This window comes from Paenibacillus sp. FSL H7-0357, from assembly GCF_000758525.1.
Taxonomy (GTDB): domain Bacteria; phylum Bacillota; class Bacilli; order Paenibacillales; family Paenibacillaceae; genus Paenibacillus_AQ.
In genome coordinates, this window is sequence record NZ_CP009241.1 from 7,565,828 (window position 1) to 7,580,953 (window position 15,126).

14 protein-coding genes and 1 pseudogene are annotated in these 15,126 nt (G+C 47.6%); 6 read left to right on the top strand and 9 right to left on the bottom strand.

All coding sequences use genetic code 11. The features are described from left to right. The first annotated feature begins 1 nt into the window (after window position 1). Genes H70357_RS33430 through H70357_RS33440 form a run of 3 tightly spaced genes read left to right on the top strand, consistent with a single transcriptional unit; the run spans window position 2 to window position 2,837 of the window. Window positions 2-760: a lantibiotic immunity ABC transporter MutG family permease subunit gene (locus tag H70357_RS33430; protein ID WP_038598088.1), complete on the top strand. Its 759-nt coding sequence runs from the start codon at window positions 2-4 to the stop codon at window positions 758-760. A 29-nt stretch (window positions 761-789) separates the two neighbouring features. After that, a complete protein-coding gene (locus H70357_RS33435; protein WP_038598089.1) occupies window positions 790-1,452 on the top strand; it encodes a response regulator transcription factor in 663 nt (220 codons plus the stop codon). Continuing rightward, window positions 1,440-2,837, top strand: a complete 1,398-nt coding sequence (locus tag H70357_RS33440; RefSeq protein ID WP_052092398.1) for a HAMP domain-containing sensor histidine kinase — start codon at window positions 1,440-1,442, stop codon at window positions 2,835-2,837. The genes H70357_RS33435 and H70357_RS33440 overlap by 13 nt, the downstream gene beginning before the upstream one ends. A gap of 26 nt (window positions 2,838-2,863) precedes the next feature. Here the strand turns inward: H70357_RS33440 and H70357_RS33445 are convergent, their stop codons facing one another. The 7 genes and pseudogenes from H70357_RS33445 to H70357_RS33475 all read right to left on the bottom strand — a co-directional run bounded on the left by H70357_RS33445 (window position 2,864) and on the right by H70357_RS33475 (window position 9,602). Further along, window positions 2,864-3,742: a MerR family transcriptional regulator gene (locus H70357_RS33445; RefSeq protein WP_038598091.1), complete on the bottom strand. Its 879-nt coding sequence runs from the start codon at window positions 3,740-3,742 to the stop codon at window positions 2,864-2,866. 212 nt (window positions 3,743-3,954) lie between these two features. Then, window positions 3,955-5,838 carry an AraC family transcriptional regulator gene (locus H70357_RS33450; protein WP_038598093.1) on the bottom strand — a complete coding sequence of 628 codons (1,884 nt, stop codon included), beginning with the start codon at window positions 5,836-5,838 and terminating at the stop codon, window positions 3,955-3,957. A gap of 77 nt (window positions 5,839-5,915) precedes the next feature. Continuing rightward, window positions 5,916-6,293, bottom strand: a pseudogene (locus H70357_RS33455) (DinB family protein); the annotation flags it as partial. Window positions 6,294-6,432: 139 nt separating this feature from the next. Beyond that, window positions 6,433-7,404 (bottom strand): helix-turn-helix transcriptional regulator, encoded by a 972-nt coding sequence (locus H70357_RS33460; protein ID WP_038598095.1) that lies wholly within the window; start codon window positions 7,402-7,404, stop codon window positions 6,433-6,435. A 53-nt stretch (window positions 7,405-7,457) separates the two neighbouring features. Continuing rightward, a complete protein-coding gene (locus H70357_RS33465; RefSeq protein WP_156130982.1) occupies window positions 7,458-7,847 on the bottom strand; it encodes a hypothetical protein in 390 nt (129 codons plus the stop codon). A 244-nt stretch (window positions 7,848-8,091) separates the two neighbouring features. Next, window positions 8,092-8,877, bottom strand: coding sequence for a leucine-rich repeat domain-containing protein (locus H70357_RS36990; protein WP_156130983.1), 786 nt, complete (start codon window positions 8,875-8,877; stop codon window positions 8,092-8,094). Between the two features lie 176 nt (window positions 8,878-9,053). Next, window positions 9,054-9,602: a pyridoxamine 5'-phosphate oxidase family protein gene (locus H70357_RS33475; protein WP_038598101.1), complete on the bottom strand. Its 549-nt coding sequence runs from the start codon at window positions 9,600-9,602 to the stop codon at window positions 9,054-9,056. Between the two features lie 223 nt (window positions 9,603-9,825). Between H70357_RS33475 and pdxR the strand changes: the two genes are divergently transcribed. After that, entirely contained in the window at window positions 9,826-11,256 is a 1,431-nt protein-coding gene (gene pdxR / locus H70357_RS33480) for a MocR-like pyridoxine biosynthesis transcription factor PdxR (RefSeq protein WP_038598103.1), read from the top strand. Between the two features lie 26 nt (window positions 11,257-11,282). On the opposite strand, the gene H70357_RS33485 is transcribed toward pdxR, so the two are convergent. Next, complete coding sequence (locus tag H70357_RS33485; protein WP_038598105.1) at window positions 11,283-12,182, bottom strand: hypothetical protein; 900 nt, start codon at window positions 12,180-12,182, stop codon at window positions 11,283-11,285. A gap of 300 nt (window positions 12,183-12,482) precedes the next feature. Here H70357_RS33485 and H70357_RS33490 point away from each other — a divergent pair, with 300 nt between their 5' ends. Together H70357_RS33490 and H70357_RS33495 are read left to right on the top strand one after the other, a co-directional pair. Beyond that, window positions 12,483-12,722, top strand: coding sequence for a hypothetical protein (locus H70357_RS33490; RefSeq protein WP_038598107.1), 240 nt, complete (start codon window positions 12,483-12,485; stop codon window positions 12,720-12,722). A 64-nt stretch (window positions 12,723-12,786) separates the two neighbouring features. Next, entirely contained in the window at window positions 12,787-14,208 is a 1,422-nt protein-coding gene (locus H70357_RS33495) for an MDR family MFS transporter (protein WP_038598109.1), read from the top strand. Window positions 14,209-14,358: 150 nt separating this feature from the next. Here the strand turns inward: H70357_RS33495 and H70357_RS33500 are convergent, their stop codons facing one another. Next, on the bottom strand, window positions 14,359-15,102 hold the full coding sequence (locus tag H70357_RS33500) for a glycoside hydrolase family 16 protein (protein ID WP_052092399.1): 744 nt from the start codon (window positions 15,100-15,102) through the stop codon (window positions 14,359-14,361). Window positions 15,103-15,126: the final 24 nt, after the last annotated feature.

The following is a 15,126-nucleotide window of genomic DNA, read 5'->3' on the forward strand; positions in this document are numbered from 1 at the left end:
CATGGCTTCACTACTGGGATTGCTGAGAGCGGATCTGCTCAAAAGCCGGCATACGCCGTTTCTGCTAATTCATCTGCTGGCTCCTCTTATCGGAGCTGGCATATTCTTAGCGTACTATTCGTACTCCCCGTGGAGTGCAACCGACAAAGCACTGGCGTTTATGCAGTCTCTAGGATGCGCATTTCCTACCCTGATCGGGCTGGTCTGCTCCATGTCGGTGGAACAGGAAGCGGCTGCAGGACAGTTTCAAAGCATGCTTGCTATACCCGCAAACAAAATTACAACCTATATAAGCAAGCTGCTTCTCCTGCTGTTGTTTGGCTATGGAGCCGTCCTGTTTGCTTACAGCCTTTTTGGCCTGGGGTTCGGCGTGATTTTGCAGCAGGACAGATTGGGAATGCCCTTTTACATCACCGGGGCAGTTATTCTGTTTGGCAGCAATATGTTTCTCTACCTTCTTCATCTGACAGCCAGCCTGCGCTTCGGAAGAGGCGCTTCCATCGGGGTAGGGATTGTGGGGAGTCTGGTCGCTGCCTTAATGCTTACCGGGCTAGGTGATGCCATCTGGCCGTATATTCCCTTCGCATGGGGCGTCCGCTTCATCTCCCTGTGGACAATCCACGCTTCCGGTACGACAGTATCCCCCGCTGTATCGGGGCTGAGCACCGGAATTACGGTCTGGCTGCTGGGAACAATACTGGCTGCTCTTCTGTGCGCTGCATGGTTCCAGCGGTGGGAAGGACGATCAACCGATAATTAGACATACAACTTACAATCGAGGGAACGAATATGGCAAAAATACTCGTGGTAGACGATGAACCCGCCATCCTGTCGCTGATCCGCAACGCGCTTATTACTGACAATCATCTGGTGACAACGATCTCTGATTCTACACAGGTGTGCCGGAATGACCTTGGCGCGTATGATCTTATTTTGCTGGATGTGATGATGCCGGGTGTGGACGGCTTTACACTTTGCCGGGAAATACGCGCGGCGGTGGATTGCCCGATCCTTTTTTTAACAGCCAAAACACTGGAAAGCGATCTGATGTACGGCCTCGGACTGGGGGCAGATGATTATATTGTGAAGCCCTTTGGCATAGGTGCGCTGCGGGCACGGATTGGCGCCCATCTCAGGAGGGAAAGCAGGGAGCGGCGGAATGTTCTATATCTGGAGAATGTACACTTCAACCTCTCCGGTAAAGAACTGTTGGTCCAAGAGGACAAAGTGCCTCTGACCAAAAGCGAATATGAAATTTGCGAATTTCTGGCCCGCAGCCGCGGACAGGTCTTCTCCAAAGAACATATTTATGAAGCGGTCTTCGGATTTGACGGAGAAAGCGACCGCAGCGCCATTACGGAGCATATCAAGAACATCCGCGCCAAGCTGAGCAAATACGGGATCGACGCGATTGAGACTATCTGGGGGATTGGATATAAGTGGAATCTGTGAAACGAATCAAAACAGTGCGCCTTCGCACCTTTTTCCTGCAATACCTCTTGTTCTTAAGCACAGGGACGATTCTGCTGCTGGTGCTTGTACTTGGCTTGTTCACACTGGCGTTTTCCTCCAATATTATACTGCCTGCTAACTATGCCGAGAAGGAGATTACTGCGTTCAAGGAGCGTCTTGCCTCAAGCAGAACAGTAACGCCCGATAGCGTTCCGGGAATGGTAGATTATACGGTTTTCACCCAGGAAGGAGAACTTCTCGCCGGTAATCTGAGCCGGAGTGAAGCAGCACATGCCTGGGAGATTATACAGCAAGGCAATACTCAGGACTCTCATTTCTATACAACCGCCCAGCACGGACAGGAGATCTGGATATTCCGGTATAGCTTAACACCGCAGTATGCATCCTCCTTGCTGCGCAGCTATCTGCCGAATCCTCAGCTGCTGGGAGTGCTGCTCTTCATCTTGGGAATTTTGCTCCAAGCGGCCTTGCTTGCTGCCCGGTTCGGCAGAAAACTCACGGAGAAAATGGCAGGATTACAGGAAGCGACAGAGAACATCCAGCGCGAGAATCTTGAGTTTACCGTCAAGCCCAGCGGTATCCGCGAAATCGACGATGTGCTGGTCTCACTGGACCGGATGAAAGAAGCCCTGCACACTTCACTTAAGCGGCAGTGGGAGCTGGAGCGTTCCCGCAGAGAGCAGATTTCCGCGCTGGCCCACGATATCAAAACCCCGCTTACCGTCATTCGGGGAAATGCGGAGCTGCTGCAGGAGACGACACAGAATGCTGCCCAGCTGGAATATAACGGATACATTCTTCGCAGCGCCGAGGATATTGAAGCCTTCGTACAAGAGGTTATTGATCTGTCCAGCATGCAGGCCAGCTTTGTTCGTCAGAAATCGCTGGTAAGTACAGCGGAGATTCTTGGAGAATTAGAGCTGCAGATGAAGGCTCTGTCCTCCGGCAAGGACCTGCATACGCTTGTCCATAAGGATACTCTTCCAGCATTTCTTTTTATAGATAAGGAGCTGTTTCAGCGGGGCATCATCAATGTCATCGCCAATGCGGTCGAGCATACGCCTCCGCAGGGGAGCGTTGCTTTGCTGGTCCGGGGGGATGACGCTGCTGTTCATTTCACGGTTACGGATACGGGGAACGGCTTCTCGCCAACCGATCTGAAAGAAGCCGCCACCCAGTTCTACAGAGGGGACCAGAGCCGAAGCTCCGGCAATCATCACGGGATGGGGCTGTACATTGCCGAGTCCGCCGCCCAGCAGCATGGAGGGAGCTTAACTATAGCAAATATGTCCTCCGGCGGAGGGAAGGTGACTATGAGCATTCCTGTTTCTACGGGAGTCAGGGATGGTTATGGGCAGGAGTAACGAGTTGCTCTTGTGGTGTCCCTAGATTATTTCACTTTTACGGGTTCGAATAAATTCAGATAATATTTGCTTCCACAACCATCTGGATTGTCATTACGAATGTGTTCTTCCAAGCATAGTCTTGAACGGTCAGATTTGTACTTATTATGCTTGGACAAGTGACGCATTAACGTTTTCCATGAATCACCTATATCATCACTGCTTTCAAGCATGGCGTATAGGCCCCCGGGTAACATCATTTCTTTTAAATGTTTTGGAACATCCGTACCATCTGGGATTGTAGCACACATACCATAACCATATGGGGTACCCAGATGACTTGGCATTGGCTTCACATTACCACCAAATAAACGTGCTGTGCCCAGTAGGTTTGCCGACTTAATCCAATCCAGCACCGGTGCCATTGCCTCATCTTCTGGGGAAACACCTATAGCAATATTGTAGGCCACCCTCATAGGAGGAAGGGTAATAATTTTGATTATGTTGGCTTCTTTCAAATTGCTCATTAATAAATCCTCCGTCTCAGTAAGGATCTCATCCAGACTAGACAAACAGTCTGCGTTTTGCTTTTGAAGGAGTTTCAAGACCCGGCCTAATTGCTGTTCAAAAAGGAGTACTTCTGCTCTCTGCAACTTTAGAGTGGAGATTTTATTTGCAATAACCGTGCTAAGCTGTGAAGGGGACTTGTTTGCGATAACAGATTTTATATCCTTTATCGGAATATCCATTTTGCGAAGTACTGCAGTAATTCGTATACATAAGAGTGCATTTTCATCATAAATTCTCCAGCCAGAGGAGGTATCCCTTGAACTTTTAAATAGTCCCTCTGATTCCCAGTGGCGCAAAGTGCGACTCGTCAGTCCCATCTGCTCCGACAATTTATTGATTGCAACAGATCTGTTCATCCTGGTCTCCTTTCCGAGCTCTCAAAGTTATAATAGCACTTGACGCTGCGACAACTTCAAGAGTGTTCCTTCTCTAAAATGAGATTACTTGCCCCTACTTATGATAAGGTTCACCGAAGCATTTGCAAGGCAAAATTATAGGGCACCCGATTGGATGCCCTAATGTTTGGAACAGGAGTGTGGAGCGGCAGACATTGGCTGTGTAAAGGAATTTAGAGGCTTGTCAGCCAGGCTGCCAATTCTTCGGTCTGGCTCAGAATAGCTATCGGGTCCCAGTAGCCAGAGCGATCACTTGTCCATAAAAACACATGATCATTTTTGACTGCTGGAAGCGCCCCCCAGATCGGGTCTGCTTTGAGTTCATCCAGCGTTTCCGAATCGGAGGTCAGTATAATATAATCTCCCGCATACTTTGGCAATACTTCCGCAGAGAATGAAGCCCAGCCGGGATCGGCCATTTCGGCTGTGACAGCCGCTGGAGGCTTAAAGCCGAATCCATTGTATACCGGCTGTCCGCCTTTACCGAAGCCGGTTCCGACAGCCATCAAGCTTTTTTCACTCATTTCAATAACTGAAAATGTGCTGTCTGCAGGTATAACCTTCAATACGTCTTCTTTGGCACTGGCGGTACGTGTGTCATAATCGGCAAGCCAGGCCTTCGCCTTTTCTTCTTGGCCAAGCAGCTCGCCGAAATATGCGACCTCCTCATGTACCGTTTTTAAGGAAGCGTACGGAATGACGACAATAGGCGCTATTTTTGACATCTGCTCATTCAGCTCAGGATAGAAGTCATCCATAATAATCAAGTCCGGTTCAAGCGATAAGATTTTCTCTACATTGCCATTACCGTCCCCTATATTATCAACATCTTTCAAATATTCCTGGAAGTAAGGATTTTTAATATGATGATCGGATGTTCCGATGGGTGTAATGCCAAGCGCAATAAGACTACCAAGATACTCCCCCGCAACGATTCGTTTCGGATGAAGCGGTACCTCTACATCACCGTTAACCGTTGTAACGATTTTGGTCTGCGGCTGCTCCACAGCATCATTCGTGCCGCATGCGCTCAGCATCAGAATGAAGCTTAGCAGCAATACTGATGCCAGCGTAGGCCTTGAATGTTTAAACATGAATGAATCTCCCTCTCTGATACCATGATACTGATAATCGTTATCAATGATATTAGTATAGTTAAATGGTTCAGGAGGGACAATGGAGGATTCCATGGTTATGGCAGGACAATCTTCTAGTATCTTCTTGCCGGCATGCACTTCTCTATAACGAATTGGAGAAACACCCTTGTATTTTTTGAACAGCCTGCCCAAATAGCTTGGGTCTTGATAGCCGATGCCCTCAGCAATTTCCTTCAGTGTAGCATCTGTTTCAAGCAGCAGTGCCGCTGCCTTATCCATGCGCACCTTGATTAAGTAGTCAATTGGGCTAAGCCCTGTACGGATTTTAAAATAAGAGGATAAATGGGGAATGCTGTAATTCACGCTTTCCGCCAGTGATTCCAGCGTAATAGACTCCGCATAATGTTCATGGATAATAGCGGCGACCTGAGCTGCCAAATCACGTTTCGCCGGGCTTACACCGTGCACCTGTATTTGATGAAGCAGATCATGCACAAACTGATAGAGTAAGGTCCGAACGCGCAGATGCACAAGTGGTTTCTGTTTCTCCCACTCCTTGAACATTTCACTCAATATCCGATGCAGCGCTACCGGGCTGCCCGGCGTTATACTGTACGAATGATCAAAGGAACGAGCCGGATCCAATAATGCGGCAAGCTCTGCGGGTACCGGAGGGTTCATACTCACTTTATAATAAACGCTATAATAATCCATGCCTTCGCTGCCCGCGACTATGTTGAGTACATCACCTTTACCTGCATGAAGCACTGTGAACCGCTGCAGGCGATGAAATTGCTCTCCCAGATAAGCTGTAGCCTTGCCGCGAACCGACATGAGAAACAGGTTTGAGGGTACAGAATAGGAACGAATGGATTCGCCAGCGCTAATCGTGGTGCGGCGAATATCTATGACTTTGCAATTCGCGTGATTCCAAGAAACCATAAGATCATTGATGTCCATGCCGCAGCCCCGCCTCCACTCTCAAAATTCTGTTTTATTTCATAATGGCCCCGCCATACGTGCTGCCCAGCTTACCGTTAACCTTCCTGCCGTTCTATCAAATAGAACAAATAATCGGTCGGGACCCCGGCGTACCCTTGCTGCCTCAGCATCGCGGTCACATTGCCCCGGTGATATGTCCCATGGTTGACCACATGCTGCAGGATGCCGGAGAAATGCGTATCGAGACGACCGTACTTCGGATGCTCGATCGTCATCGCCTTGTCCGGGTCTGGCGTACGCCGCAGCAAATCGCGAAACTGTTCGGGGACGCCAGCGAACAGCCGCCGCATCTCGTCCACGGTTTTGCCCTGTGCTTCTTCCGCCCAGCCCGGGATTTTCGGGAAAATCTCCTCGTTCGGAGCTTCCGCCAGTACGGACATATAGAGCTTTTCGTACAAATACATGTGCCCAAACAGGATATTCGTATAATTGCTGCGGATGTTGAAGCATGTATGAATCCACCTTTCCTTTATTCATCGTCGTTTGGCCGCCACTGCCGCAGCCTTATCTCTATCGTATGCCGGGTTCGCTGACAACCGTTGTCAGCGGAGTTCAATCGGGATCGTCTTCGTAATGTTTTGCGATTCCGTAAGCCATTTCCTGAATCTGACGCTTCAGCTCCAGCGGCTCCCGTATACAAATGGCCGGACCAAACGTCAGCAAATACATCGGAAGGTACTTGTTCATCGTCGGAACGTCGAGCAGAAACCGCGCCTCACGATCGGTCCTTTCCGTCAAATAGTGGCGTAGATACCAGTGGCGGCAAACCGCGTTCAACGTGTCGGGCTCCCCCTCGATACGGATGACCGTCAGCGGTCCGTCCGCCTCCCGTTTCCGCTTAGACTGGTCGTGGAAATAGGCAGACGCGGAGAAATGCTCCGGCTTTTCGAACCGCGCTTCGGTTGGCTCCAGCCGCGCGATACGATCTACGCGGAACGTCCGCATTGCCAGCGACCGATGGCAAAACGCGACAACATACCATTCGTTCCGGTCGTAAGCCAACCCGTATGGATCGACGTTACGTTCGTCGGCCTGTCCTGCGTTCTCCTTACGATAGGCGATGCAGACCGTTCGCCCATCCTTCGCCGCCTGCTCCAGGTCCCGCAACAACAGAACACCGGAAGGCGGACGCACCGGAGAAATCACATCCAAGCCACTCGTCTGGCGGGACAGATCGTCGCGCTGCTCTTCGTGCAGCCCATTCTTCACTTTCTCCAATGCGCTTTCCAGCTCTTCGGTATACGGATAGCCAGCACCTTGCGCAAATTTGAACGCGTCCACAAGCGCCTTCAGCTCTACGGAATTGAAGAATAATGGCGTCTCCCTGAAGCTTTCCAGAATGTGAATGCCGCCGTCGTGGCCCGATTCCGCAACGACTGGCACACCGCTGGCGCATAATGCGTCGATATACCGGTACACGGTGCGGATGCTGATCTCCAAACTGTCCGCGATCTGTGCGGCGGTGAGTTTCCTACCGGAGCGTAGCATCCAAAGCATGGATAGCATATTATCCCATTTTGCCAACGGGAGCACCCTCTTTCCTCGCGAAAATGTGTTCGGAAGTGACTCTTTACTACCTACGGGTAGATAACTTCCGTCTGTTCATCAAAATATCCAGCTTCGGATAAGACAATCTCACTCAGATCATATTTTACAAATATCCGTAAGGACCTAGCAATATGATCCCCATAATTCTCCCCAAAGTAAATACTGTAATAATCCCTTTGATCTACCTCATTACTTTTACTATCTGGTCTTTTTTCGACTACAACAAAATAAATAGGATCGCTCAATTGTTCTTCGTCTTCATTTGTATCAGGCCAATCCTTTAGTTTTACTGTAGTTTCGTTTAAATCGCTGTATTTAAGAACAAAGGAAAGGATCTCATCATCTGACGAATTACTGTTATTGCATCCGACAATGAAAAGAAAAGTGAGAATGAAAAAAAACCGGATAACCTTCATCAATCTGGGGGTCCCTCCAATGAAAATAAATAGGTTTAAAACGGTATTCGTTTGGGCTGTGGTACGATAAGCAGATACTTAGGGGGTGTCCCAATAGCCCTCAAATGGCTTGGTACACCCCCTCACTATTTTTTGCTTTAATAACTTTTCTTTGATCCAACGTTAAATTCTCGATTAGTTGCCCTCTTCCGTGGAAGCAAAGCCGCATTGCGGACTCAGGCAAATCCGGTTCAGATCGACGTATTGCTTACTCCGGCTGAGTATCCCCGTTATCTTCCAAATTTACTATGACACCATTGTTCTCCAGCTCTTGGATAACCTGCTCCGCTTGCTCATTCAGCGGGTTGTTTGCCAAAGATACTTCTTGTAATTGGGGCAACGTTTCGAGCACTTCAATATCCTGGATGAGGTTATCGTCTAGATAGAGATGTTCCAATGTTGGATGATTTTTTAACGGCGTCAAATCTTGAATTTTATTCCCGCTCAGTAAGAGCCATTCTAACTTCAATTTCTTAATGGGACTTAGGTCTTCCACCTGATTGTTGCTGGCAAGAAGATCGGTCAGCTTATTTAGATTTTTTAACGGCACTAGACTTTTTATCATGTTACCGTCAACAACCAGCTTCTCTAGAGAACTTAACCCGGAAATCGGTGAAAGGTCAGTAATCTGATTCTCCTCAACTGCTAAGAACGTTAACTTTTTCAACTTGCTTAGCGGTTTAATATTCTTTATCTTTTGGCCGGGCAGAAATAAGCTCTCGATGTTAACCGCATATTCAAGACCTTGTAAACTGGTGATTTTAGCCTTAGATTCGCTAGGATACAAAGATTCCAGCTTCTTCAAATCAACTGCCTTCAGTTCTTTCTTAGCCGGCAGCTCTAATTCCGCGCGAACGGCTTTCGCCAAAGCCGGGTCTGTAATGACGGATGCAGCCCGAATGGATGTAGCCGGTAAGAATACGAGAACCAAACAAATCACGATGATATTTTTCATTAGCTTAGCAGGCATATACATTCTCCTTTTCAAGCACATTGAATAAGTGCCATTCCTTACCTTTATCGGATTTCACTGCAAAAATGTTCAGCTTAACCTGTTGAATTCAATCAAAATAATTAAAATTTATACCGAAAAAATACCCTAAAACTATATCACATAGTCATAGGGCATTCGCGCTAAATTTTGAAGAAATATGAAAGCATATCTTGTCATTAAATCTCTCGTCCGACAATCGTGTCCGTTCTATACATTTTTTCTGCTTCAATAGGACTTTCTTTTGCTGTCATATGGTGCGGAATTACCCGGTAAACTTGAACCGGTCCGCCGAATACAGCCGACCTATACTTGTCCACATGCTGCTTGGACAAGGGGCGGTTATAATAGCCGGGTACGTATTTATTGATCAATCCCTGAAGTACATGAGTGGCTTCGTCCAAATCTTTGATCGGCTCTGCTTGTCCAAATATCATTACGCTCATATAAGCCGTATCCGTTTTAGCAGGTACCGGGTCCGTAATGGTCCCGTATTCCTCACACACCGTAAAACACACCTCTGGATTTTTGCTCATGACCTGATTACGTCTTCCATCGCCAGCCCCGTGAATATAGAGCTTCCCCTCAGACCATACATAATTTAGCGGTACAACATAAGGGAGGTTCCCATCAACCAACCCAAGATATCCAATTCTCGCTTGCTGCAGGAAGCTTTCAATTTTCTCCTGATCCTTGCATTCCCTGGTCTTGTAACGAACTGGATCCATTTCGAAATCTCTCCTTTCACTCATGAGATATTCATCCCACTCCAATAGTTTGAACTCCGATACTCTTCTAGAGTGCGGCAACGACTCAGATTGCAAATACCAGCGTTATTACGGTAGTATATCAGTGAATGGAGTGCCTTTTAAGATCCAAAGATTAAGGTTATGAGCAATCCATAACTACTTAATATTTTATGATTGGAGCTACTATTTGGAGGTATACACGATGATGAAAGTAATTCGTAATGATAAGAGACCGATCTGGCAGCAATTGCTTGATCAAGCCATTCATAATATTACAAGTGGAATCTGGGCTCCAGGAGAATTGCTGATTCCTTCCCGCGAACTCGCTCACCAGATAGGCGTCTCTCGCTCTACTATACAGATCGTCTATGAGGAATTGCTAAGCCGAGGCTATACGGTTACATCCCGGCGAGGAGGAACGCGGGTTAGTAAATGGAATCAAATCACTGAGTCAACGAAGGAAATCATAGCAAATGGCCCTCTGCCTCCCTCACTTCCCTTGTTGAACTCGGCGGTCGATCAATTACAGGACTGGTTCAGAGGCAAAGAACATGGAGAAGCGGATATTGATTTTAGTCCCCACGAACCTTATTTGGATGGACATTTTCAAAAGAACTGGCGGCAATCGTTTCTCCACGCATCCGCTGCAATGGACTTATCAAGCTGGGCTTACGGCAACCCCTACGGTCTCACACCATTACGTGAGCAAATCCAGCGTTATTTATCACTTGAACGAGGTATCCATATCCAAACAAATCAGATTCTGTTGACCTCAGGAGCTCAGCATAGCATTGACTTAATCGCACAATCGCTTTTATCTGATGGGGACACTGTCTCTGTAGAAGATCCCGGTTTTCCAGCTTCCTGGATGGCGATGAACTATCGGCGTATGAATGTGGTGCCCGTCCCCGTTGATGCGCATGGTCTTGTGGTTGACCGTATTCATCCACAATCCAAACTGATCTTTGCGACTCCTTCGCACCAGTGCGCAGTCGGGGTCGTTATGTCGGAGCCGCGCAGGCAACAACTGCTACATAAGGCCGCGCAAGAACAATTTTGGATCATTGAGGACGATTATGACAGTGAATTTCGATATCGTGGGGACCCGCTTCCCACACTCTTTAGTCAGGCATCTAATAATACCTTGTACCTCATGAGTTTTTCTAAAATGATTGCTCCAGGCATTCGTATTTCGGCTATCGTTGGATCTGCCGAGGCAATTGCTCAACTAGCCAGGGTACAGGAGCTGACTTACCGTCATCTTCCGATTATGGATCAGCTCACACTAACCCACTTCATCAAGAATGGACATTTTATGCGCCATATGAGAAGAGTCAGAAATGTGTACCGACGAAGACACGAAGCTATGACAAAGGCTATTATGGCTAGCGGTTTAGGGGAACGCTTCACACTAAGTGGAGTAGAAACGGGATTGCATATGTTACTTGAAGCTGAAGAATCATACGACGAAGAAACCGTGACAAAGTTAGCCCTTCAACAGGGAATACGTGTATACCCTCTTGGACCTTATTGTTTGGAAAGCAAAAGGAAGGGATGGGTGTTGGGGTTTGCAAAAGTAGATGAAGCATCGATTGAGCAGGGAATCCATCGTCTTGCGGAGCTGATCTTATAGGGTCATGTTCACAAGAAGTTTTGGGGTTATCTTCCGTGCTCTTTTTCTGTTAAAGCGAGCATCTCCCGCTTCCACTTGTCCCGCTCCTCCGATGGCATCGGCTCCCCTTTATCATACAGAAATCTAACCATGTAGAACCCATCCTTGGTAAGCAGGCTGGTAACAAGTTCATGCTCTAATACATTATTGTTCATTATTTGCGTCTCAACTATAGAGCTGCAATCCGTCTGATGCAGTACTTGAGCAGCCACTATGGTCTCTTGGGAGACATAATCCGCTGTATGCTTTTCTACAGAGGCAGCCTCCATCTCATCAAAATAATTAATCGTGAACGTACACGAAGGCTGGTACCGATGGTATTCGCCCAGCGGATAATATCCGATAAATTGACTGTTACTGTAAACATGGAATGTTGCAGGTACATAGCTATCAAGCTGAAAATACGGGATGAACCGGGCAATGCTTGGGTCGATCTCTTCACCAGGAGGAATGACCGCATCCACGCCCATAAGGAGTTCACCCTGCTTATCTACATAAATCGTGCTATAAGAGCTGTACCTCGTAATCCAAATTGAACCGTTCTCCTTCACAGCCTCAACGTAATAACTGTTAATTTGATTTCTTTTTTCCTCACGTTCATCGGCGGGATTGACACAGGTATGCATGTGCTTCCGGGTGTAAGTAAAGACTGCTTTATTGGCGTCTATCGACAGTAATTCAAATTTGAGAATTTCAGATTTTATATTATAGATTTGAAATGTCAGCATCAGTTGAAAGTGATTTAAGAAGGACATCCCCCTCTTATCCGGATGAAATCTTTTGACCAAACCTTGTTCATCCTTATCCATATAAGCCTGCTCCAAGCCTTTAACCATGGCCTGTAGATCCTCTTGTGTGATGTCTTTATTTTTCTTAAAAAAGAACATGTTCTACTCTCTCCTCATCATCAGTCTACTATTGTCTCCCGTAAGCTGATTGCTAAAGGAGCGGCCGCGGCATACTCTTTCGTTTGATTTATCTTGCAGAGTTAACTGGCACGTTATAATACTCCCCTAATCTCATCCCGTCAAGAGATAATGTGTGAATTAGCGGCGTAGCGGGGAATCCCCCCTTATACTTTCGAAATATGAATGAATTTCCGAGTATGGAGAGCGATATCGCTTTTTCCAATTCATCCGGTTTCACGTAAAATTTACTTCAGGTTGATGGGGAAAAGGAGGCTCTGCATGCACAAAGTGATCAAAATCAAATTTACGCTCTTTTACGGCGAAGCACCTGAAGCAGATTGTTACGGGTACATGGAGTTGAATCGGGATGGCAATATGATCGCGCTCTATAACAGGTATGGCGAGGAAATAGACATGTATGGCGGACATGAATTTATCAGGGTGCGGACGCTTGGCAAATTCGATAACGAAGACCGCGATAATTTTTACTCCTTGTTAGAAAGTGATGGTGTGGGGTAATCTGCACGGCAGGCTGGCGGTTCGGTATCAAGGCACTACGAAATAACTATTCGGGAGGTAGAAAATGGACAACCGGATTCAAGAGGCAAGTGGAATGAAGAGAGGGCCGATGTTAACCGCACTACTCATCGGTGCATTTGTTGCCTTTCTTAACGAAAATTTGCTTGCTAATGCGCTTCCTGGATTGATGCGGGAATTCAATGTTGCTGCCGCGACCATACAGTGGTTATCGACAGGTTATATGCTCGTTATCGGTGTACTGGTGCCAGTGACCGCATTACTGCAGCAATGGTTCACAACTCGCCAGATGTTTATGTCTGCGATGGCATTATTTTTGGCCGGTACCTGCTTGTGTGCAGTATCCCCGGGATTCGGAATCTTGCTGACGGGCAGGGTTATTCAGGCTTGCGGTACAGGATTATTGATCCCGTTGATGATGAATACGATTCTCGCCCTCTATCCTCCAGAACGCCGGGGTGCCGCCATGGGTCTCATGGGGCTGGTCATCATGCTTGCCCCTGTCATCGGGCCGACTTTGTCTGGTTTGATTATCGATACCTTACACTGGCGCTGGCTGTTCTACATGGTGATTCCTGTCGCACTGTTTTCGATGATTTATGCATTCATCTACTTAAAGAATGTGACAGAACTGACCAAGCCAAGGGTCGATCTTGTGTCCATTGTGATGTCAACCGCCGGTTTCGGCTGCGTCACCTACGGCTTCAGCCAAACAAGTGTCTCTCTTGGGCCTAAAGGTTACGGATTGATTGCAATAGGCAGCCTTTTCTTGCTCTTGCTAGTATGGCGACAGCTCAAGATCAAAGAGCCGTTGATCGATCTTTCAGTATTCCGGCATCATACTTTTTCTCTCGTTGCGGTATTGATTGTTATTCTGATGATGGTTCTATTCTCCACAACAACATTGCTGCCGTTCTATATGCAGGATGTGATGAAGTTGACAGCATTCGCGACAGGCTTACTTCTTATGCCAGGTAGCATTTTGAACGGGATCCTGATGCCGGTGTCGGGGAAATTATTCGATAAATTCGGACCGAGACGCGTAATTGTGCCCGGTCTGCTCCTGATCGCCATATCGTTGTGGCTGTTTGCCGGCATCGACAGTGATACAACACAAGGTTCCGTGCTGTTCAATCATGTCCTCTTATTCGTAGGCATGTCATTCGTCGTCATGCCGGCTCAGACGGCAGGATTGAATCAACTTCCACGTCACCTGGTCCCTCATGGCACAGCCATATACAATACGCTTCAACAGATTGCAGGTGGAATTGGCATTGCATTGTTCGTCGGCATCATGTCGTCTGGAGCCACTCGTTATCTTCACCATTCGCTCGATCCCACTGCAATGCATGAGAAGACACAAAGCATGGTTTCCGGTCTACAAACGGTTTTTTGGATTGAATTTATTCTTGCAATACTTATTTTGGTGCTGGGTTGGTTTATCAAAAAGACACCTGAGCATAATTGATTCATTGCTATATAGATTGAACTTATAATTCTTCTATTTTGGGATTGGCCGTGACTACAGAGAATGTTTGGACTTCCAACCGCTGTTAGGTTTCGATTTCTTTTCCCTAAATGTATATTCTCAAGTTCAATCTAAATAGTCAATTTCATCCTACGCATAAAGCCAAACCCCCGCCACCGTCATCAACCCGGGCAGCACTGCCTCGTCCACCTCCACGTTGTCGTACCATCCGCCCACGGCCAGGTTAAGCAGCAGATAGAAGGGCTGGTCGAACGGCATGATGCCCGGCTCCAGCTGGCGCTGCGCGAAGCAATACCCGTCTACCAGCCAGCGAATAGAACCCGCATCCCATTCCAGCGTATAATCGCGGAACTCATTGATGGTTCCGTCTTCAAGCTCGTGGGTGAATTCCTCAACCACTTTGCTGTCAAGGTCCTTTCCGTAGTGCAGCGTGCCGGCGATCTGCCGGGGTAGGCGGCCCTTGGCCTCCAGAATGTCGAGCTCTCCGGAGGCTGGCCAAGGCCCGTATGCCAGATCCTGCGGCAGCAGCCAGATGGCAGGCCATAGACCCTGCCCTACCGGCAGCTTGGCGCGTATGACAAGCTTACCGTAGCAGAAAGAGAAGTGATTCCTTGTATCCAAACGGGCCGATGTATACGCAAAGCTCCGTCCATCCTTCTCAACTTTTTCAAGACACGCGCGCAGGTTTAAGCCGTACTCATCGAAATAGAGATTGTTCGGGTGACCCGTATAGAACTGCTGCTCGCCGTTCCCCCAACCGGCATAGACGGGATTATCGTTATTATCAAGCAGATCGTTGCCTATACGGATGTTCCAGAGACTCAAATCACCTCCGCCGTTCACAAAATCCTGCTCCCATATCAGCTTACTCATCCATGACACTCTCCTTTCCATTTA